This window comes from Methanosarcina sp. UBA5, assembly GCF_002505485.1.
Taxonomy (GTDB): domain Archaea; phylum Halobacteriota; class Methanosarcinia; order Methanosarcinales; family Methanosarcinaceae; genus Methanosarcina.
Genome location: NZ_DAVG01000002.1, coordinates 1 through 6,815 on the forward strand (window position 1 = coordinate 1; position 6,815 = coordinate 6,815).

General features: G+C 35.0%; 3 protein-coding genes and 1 pseudogene. All 4 read left to right on the forward strand.

Annotation, left to right across the window (positions count from 1 at the left end):
• Nucleotides 1-313: 313 nt before the first annotated feature.
• Nucleotides 314-583, forward strand: a complete 270-nt coding sequence (locus BP621_RS00185; RefSeq protein WP_292386995.1) for a hypothetical protein — start codon at nt 314-316, stop codon at nt 581-583.
• 1,376 nt (nt 584-1,959) lie between these two features.
• Nucleotides 1,960-2,160, forward strand: a pseudogene (locus BP621_RS17140) (cell surface protein); the annotation flags it as partial.
• 75 nt (nt 2,161-2,235) lie between these two features.
• Entirely contained in the window at nt 2,236-4,203 is a 1,968-nt protein-coding gene (locus BP621_RS00190) for a PKD domain-containing protein (RefSeq protein ID WP_292386997.1), read from the forward strand.
• A 466-nt stretch (nt 4,204-4,669) separates the two neighbouring features.
• The coding region (locus tag BP621_RS00195) for a NosD domain-containing protein (protein ID WP_292387000.1) at nt 4,670-6,815 on the forward strand (2,146 nt) is incomplete at its 3' end.

A 6,815-nucleotide genomic window follows, 5' to 3' on the forward strand; every position in this document is an offset into this window, starting at 1 on the left:
CATGTCTTTACCCCACTATAAAATTGTTATTTTAATATAAATTAAGTCTACTCACTATATATATTTATCTCAACTGACATTTTATAATATAAAGCAAAAAATCCAGAGCGAATTAAAGGCGCACTTGACCAGTGCGATGTCAAATATGCAAAAGAATTTACTCAAAAAATGAGTTATATCAAAAATATATGTAAAATAATTTTGGTTATAAAAACTATATTTTTAACATTTTTCAAAGCAATGAGTGAATAACGGGGATTGAATCCTTCCCATTGCATAAGCATTTCATCTCAAAAGCAAAGGAGGGCAAAATTTGGAAAAACAAACAATTAGACATGCAATTAGAAAATTCAGTAGTATAATTGAGATAAATAAGGAAGACCAAGCTTATTCAGATTTTCAAGAAGGATTTAATAAAGGCTTAGACATAGCAAAATATACTTTTGAGGATCACGTAGATAACTTTGATTTATTCCATTTGGAAAGTAATAGAAACATGAAACTACAGATTCTACAGGATAAATATAACTTACTTATAGACACACTTGAGATAAAAAACCAAATTGTTCAGAGGAATGTTTGAAGGGGATACATGCAGGACTTGAGAAATCTAAGATATTGTTTGGAGAGCTTATAAGAGAATGTGATAATCTTACTGCTTAATTAGATCAAACTTTGAATTTAATTTGAGATTTTTAACCTAAAAGAATTATCTGTATAAATAATATTTTTATATACAAATATTAATATATTCCATATGTAATAATTCTATTGCGTAGAAAGTTGTACTGGGTGCTTCAAATGACAGAAAACTCCTACTTTCTGCCACACTTCAAGCCCTATGTTTACTTCCATGTAGACCCTCCATACAGAGTCGCTGAGTTCTCATTAAGTCAATATTAATAACAATTAACTGCACTTGAAATGCAGTTAGTTCAGCGACTCTACTTTTCTTCTTTGCCATTTTATATTTGTCTGCTCAAAGAGACACGCAGCCTTATTATTTTTTTTAAAGTTATTTTCATCTTCTATCCAATCAAATATCTCGGTATTGTTCAGGATTTTAAGCTCTCAGGAATATTTACTCTGATAGACAAGGCATGCACTAATGATAACCAGCACAGTAAACTCTGATGTCATATTATTTCATATCTTTCCAGCAGAAACAAACGAGAACAAATCTTTTCGAGTGAAATAATCAGGACAAGAGCATACACATTTAAATTCTAAACTTTCAAAAGGGGGAGTAGTTACCAGTAACAGGCATGATACAGATATGTTCATATCAATTACCTTACCTTTCTTTTTATGTTGAATACATAATATGTCTTATAGGAATATGTTTCTTAAGCTTTCAGGATAAAATAATCCTCGTTTTACATGAATTATTTCTTTTGCAGTCTCAGTAAACTTGCATAACTTAAAAAACTGTAATACTTTCTACCTCATTTATCCTCACAGCATTACCTACAAACCTGTATAATCTGAAAAACCATATTAATTGCTACTCCATCATCCTCTCTATAATATGCAGTAACTAAAGCGATAATGCGAGCAAGATTGCAGGTAAAGCAACTGTAGAAGAACCAAAGTCGCCTAGATTTGGGATAATCATTGAAGTTGTCCACCTACGATCTGTATTCTTGTATAGAATTAAAGAAAGATAAAAGTAATACGAATCATGGTCAGGTAATTGGAAGAATTAATCAAGTCAGGCAGCCCGGTATATTCACCTTATTTCCAGATTGAAAAGATCTTTTCTATTTTCTTCCGATACCTGTCAAAGAATGACCTAAATAGGAATGGTTAGGAACCAGTTTTCTACTAACTTTATCTATGAATACCTTATTTTCTTCATTTCAAGCATTAAATATTGACAGAAAACGATAAATAATGTTCAAATTTTCTATATATTAGGGTATTTTATTAAATTAAATTAGTTCATTTTGGGGAGAACAAATGGGGAATATAAAGAAATCATATTCAATAACTTTAACAGCGTTACTTTTCTTTTTCTTAATCTTAATATCATCTACGGCATCTGCTCTACAAGAAACTCGGCTCACACAAAATCGTTCACTGGCATCCACTCCTGCTATTTATGGTGATAATGTTGTATGGTCTGATGACGTTAACGATTCAGGAATAATCCACCTTTACAATTTAACAACATCAGAAGATATTCAACTTAATTCATCTTCAGCAAGCTGGCCTGCCATTTACGGGAACAAAGTTGTGTGGGTAGAGTGTGTTGGATACGATGGTAATTATTACGATTGCAAGCTTGTGGTTTATGACATTCCAACAGCTAAAAGACTCCAAATTACTGAAAATATATGTGATGGAAGTACTCCTGCTATTTACAAAGATAAGATTGTATGGCATTGTTCTCAAAATGGAATTTCAAATATCTACATGTATAATCTTTCCACATTTACTAAATGTCAGATCACAACCAGTAAACAGGCTTTCGATCCAGCCATTTATGCTGATAGAATCGTGTGGACAGATTCTCGCAATAAAATCTCTAATATTTATATGTACAACTTATCGACTTCAAAAGAAGCTCAGATTACCGACAGTAAACTTCCTCAGTTAGAGTCCGCTATATATGGTGACAATATTGTATGGGAGGGTGACCGTGGTGGACGGAGTTACATTCTATATCCAGATATTTACATGTATAATATCTCAACTTCCAAGACAACTCAAATTACAAGCAGTGAATCGGCATTTCTACCTAAAATATATAAAGACAACATAATATGGATGGATGGCCGCAATAAGAATAGTGGCCGTGATATTTACATGTATAATATTTCCATGCAAGAAGAAGCTCAGATAATCATGAATGGATCAACTCAAAATTGGCCTACTATTTACGAAGATAGGCTTGTATGGCAGGATTGGCGCAATGGAAATGGGTATTCTGATATCTACACCTGCATTGTCCCAACAATAGTAAAATCTCCTATTGCAAACTTTTCTGTAAAGCCAGACGTAGGATTTGCTCCACTCCCTGTACAGTTTACAGATTATTCAAGAAATTCAGTATCAAGATCTTGGGACTTTAATAATGATGGAATACCTGAATCCACAGAAAAAAACCCTGTTTATGTTTACACCGATCCTGGAAACTATACCGTTAATCTAACAGTGGGCGATGTAAATACTACTGACTCAAAGTTATCTACAATTTTAGTATTTCCTAAGGATCTCGTAGATGATCAACTCATACTAACAGAAGCCCAAATTAGTACAAGTGGAGAAGCAATCTATGGTCCTTCTCCTAAAATTTACGGGGATAGGATAGTATGGGTGGATTTTCGCAACCATTTTGACAATCAACAAACCCGTGACATCTATATGTATAATCTTTCGACCAAAAAAGAGACTCGAATAACCACTCCTTCTAGCAGATTCTCATATGGACTTGATATTTACGGAGACAGAATAGTATGGGTAGATGGGCGCAATGGAAGGCATATATGCATGTACGATATCTCTACCTCCAAGGAGACCCAGATATCCTTTGACGGATTAGCGTATAGTCCTTCTGTTTACGGTGATAGAATAATATGGGTAGATGATCGGGATGGAAGATATCATATATACATGTATAATGTATCCAATTGCATAGAAACCCGGATTACTACCAATGAATCAGTTCCGAGAGGTATTGATATCTACGGAGACAGGATAATATGGGCAGATTCTCGCAATGGAAGTGATGATATCTATATGTATAATCTCTCTACTTCTAAAGAGACTCAAATTACTATCAATGCATCAGTATATAATCCTAAAATCTACGGCGACAGGATAATTTGGCAAGACTATCGCGATGAAATACGTCATATTCACGTATACAATATTTCTAATTCTAAAGAAATCCAGATAGATTCCACTATTGTAGGATCAACTTCCGAACCTGATATCTACGGGGATCGATTAGTGTATACGGATAGCCGTAATGGAAATTATGATATTTTCATGTATAATCTTTCCACTCAGAAAGAAATTCAGATTACTACCAATAAATCAAATCAAGATGATCCTGCAATATACGGGAACAGAATATTATGGCGGAATCATGGCAAATATGGTATTTTTGATATTTACATGTGTACTATTTCATTAAAGGAATCAAAAAAATCCGCAACAAATTTCAGTGCAAATGTTACAAGTGATCTTGTTCCCTGAAAGTGCAATTTACATTTCTGTTGGAAAATGCAACAGACTGGATCTGGGATTTTGGAAATAAAACATACTCAACGGTCCAAGCCTGTACATACAAAACAAGCAAGAAAAATATACTGTCAAACTGTCAACTGATAGTAAAGAATGCAAACGGAGTAATACAGAAAAAAGGTCTAATATATTAATTCCAAAGGAAAACGAATACATTAAATTAAAAAAGGGAACTATTAAGGTTAAAACATAATTTCTTGTTGATCATACCTGGCAGGCGGTATATTTACCTTGCTTTGCCAAATTTTAAATATTTATTTTATTTGCCCTCAAGATACCTATTTTTAACTATGAGAGCACTGGAAAAGTAAACTTTCCTTTCTTTTTTCTCTATATTCCATTCTCTTAATACAAATAGGGGACAATGATATTATTAAGCCTTATTTGTTAAATATTAAATTATTCATTTGGGGGAATAATGAGGAATAAAGAGAAGCTATATTCAATAAGTTTAACTTCAACATTTTTGATTTTCGCTTTCTTAGTTTCCATGTCAGCTACTGCATCAGCAATGGAAATTACGGTAGATGATGATTCTAAAGCTGATTTCACGTCAATTCAGGAAGCTGTGAATAATTCTGTGCCAGGGGACACAATAATAGTGAGATCTGGAACCTATACTGAAAACGTTCTTGTCAATGTAAAAGGTCTAACTATCAGGTCAGAACCAAACAATGGAGATGCGCAAATAAAACCGCTGAATGAAAGTGTAAGTACCTTTCTGATAACAGCTAATAGCACAACGATCAGTGGCTTAAAGATAACAGGAGCCAGTAATCTTTCTGAAAGAAATGCGATCTTCGTTTATGGCAAGATGAATAATGTGACAGGTAATACCATTGAAAACGGTTCTATCTTTCTGGGATCCTACATGCCAAGCAATCTAACAATCATCTTTCATGGCGATATGAATAGTGTGACAGGTAATACCATTGAAAATGGCTCTATCGTTTTGGGATCCGAGATATCAGGCAATTTGATAGCCGAAAACAAAATTTCTAACGGTGAAGGTATACTTATCTCCTGCTGTGGGAAAAATAATACCGTATTAGGTAGTACGATCTCAAATTGCTCCACTGGCATCTCTGAATTTGATCAGGATGCACATATTCATAATAACAGGATTACTGACTGCCATAATGGGATTCATCTTTCGTCTGTAAGTTCAGGAATTGACAATAATACAATATTAAACTGTGATGTAGGGATTGATTTAGGTGATGCCTGTCTTGGCGTTGAAATAATCAACAACACGATAATGTCCAGTGCAGAAAGTGGGATCGTCGATCAGTACGACGAAGGCGGTAAACGGATCTACAATAATTATTTTAATAACACTGTAAATGTAAGGCTTGGAGAAGGTAGAGGGAATACCTGGAACAGTTCACTTACTTCAGGCAGTAATATTGTTTGTGGCCCTTACATCGGAGGCAATTTCTGGGCAAAGCCAGATGGAACTGGATTCTCCCAGATCTGCGTGGATTCGGATAGGAACGGAATTGGAGACCTTCCTTATAATATTTATGAGGATGAATTTGACTATTTGCCTCTTGTATCTATGTCCAGTCTGCAAAATTCAGTAACCCCAACTGCGAACTTTACAGCCAGCGTCACTAATGGCAATGCACCTCTTGTTGTTAAGTTTACAGACCTTTCGAAAAACGCAGTTGCGTGGAACTGGGACTTTGATAATGATGGTACATTAGATTCCACAGAACAAAATCCTGTATATGTGTACAGAACTCAAGGAAACTATACAGTTAATTTGACAGGTAGCAACGGACTCAATACTAATTCCAAACTTGCAAACATAAGCGTTGAAAAAAGGGTTTCATCCACGTGGCCGTTTGTATACATTATAGGTGGAACTGTCTCTGTAATTGACATAGCCACAGGAACAACTATAACCAAAGTAAAAGTAGGAAGCACGCCTTATGGAATTGCAGTCACACCAAATGGAAAAATAGCATATGTGACTGACCGTTGGGGCGGCGTTAATGTCTCTGTAATTGATACTGCAACAAATACTGTTATAAATACTGTGAAAGTTGGACATGATCCTGATGGAGTTGCAATCAGTCCTGATGGAAAAAAAGTGTATGTGACTAATAGTGGCAGCAATAACGTTTCTATAATTAACACTGACACAAACACTGTTACAGCCACTGTGCCTGTTGGAAACTGTCCAGAAAGTATTGCAGTTACTCCAGATGGAAAAAAGGTATATGTGGCGAACTATGGCAGCATTAATGCCCTTGACGATACTGTTTCTGTAATTGATACAGCTACTAACGTGGTTACAGCTACGGTACATGTAGGAAATTATTCTTCTGGAGTTGCAGTAAACCCAGATGGAAAAAAGGTATATGTGGCAAACGGGGGTCGTTATGTCTCTGTAGTTGATACAGCAACAAATACTGTTACAGACAATGTGGATATAGATAATTCTCCTGATGAAATTGTTGTCAATCCTACAGGAACAAAGGTATATGTGGCAGGAATGAAGAAGGGATATGTAGCTGGCACAGACGATGGTTTCGTCTCTGCAATTGATACCTCAAACA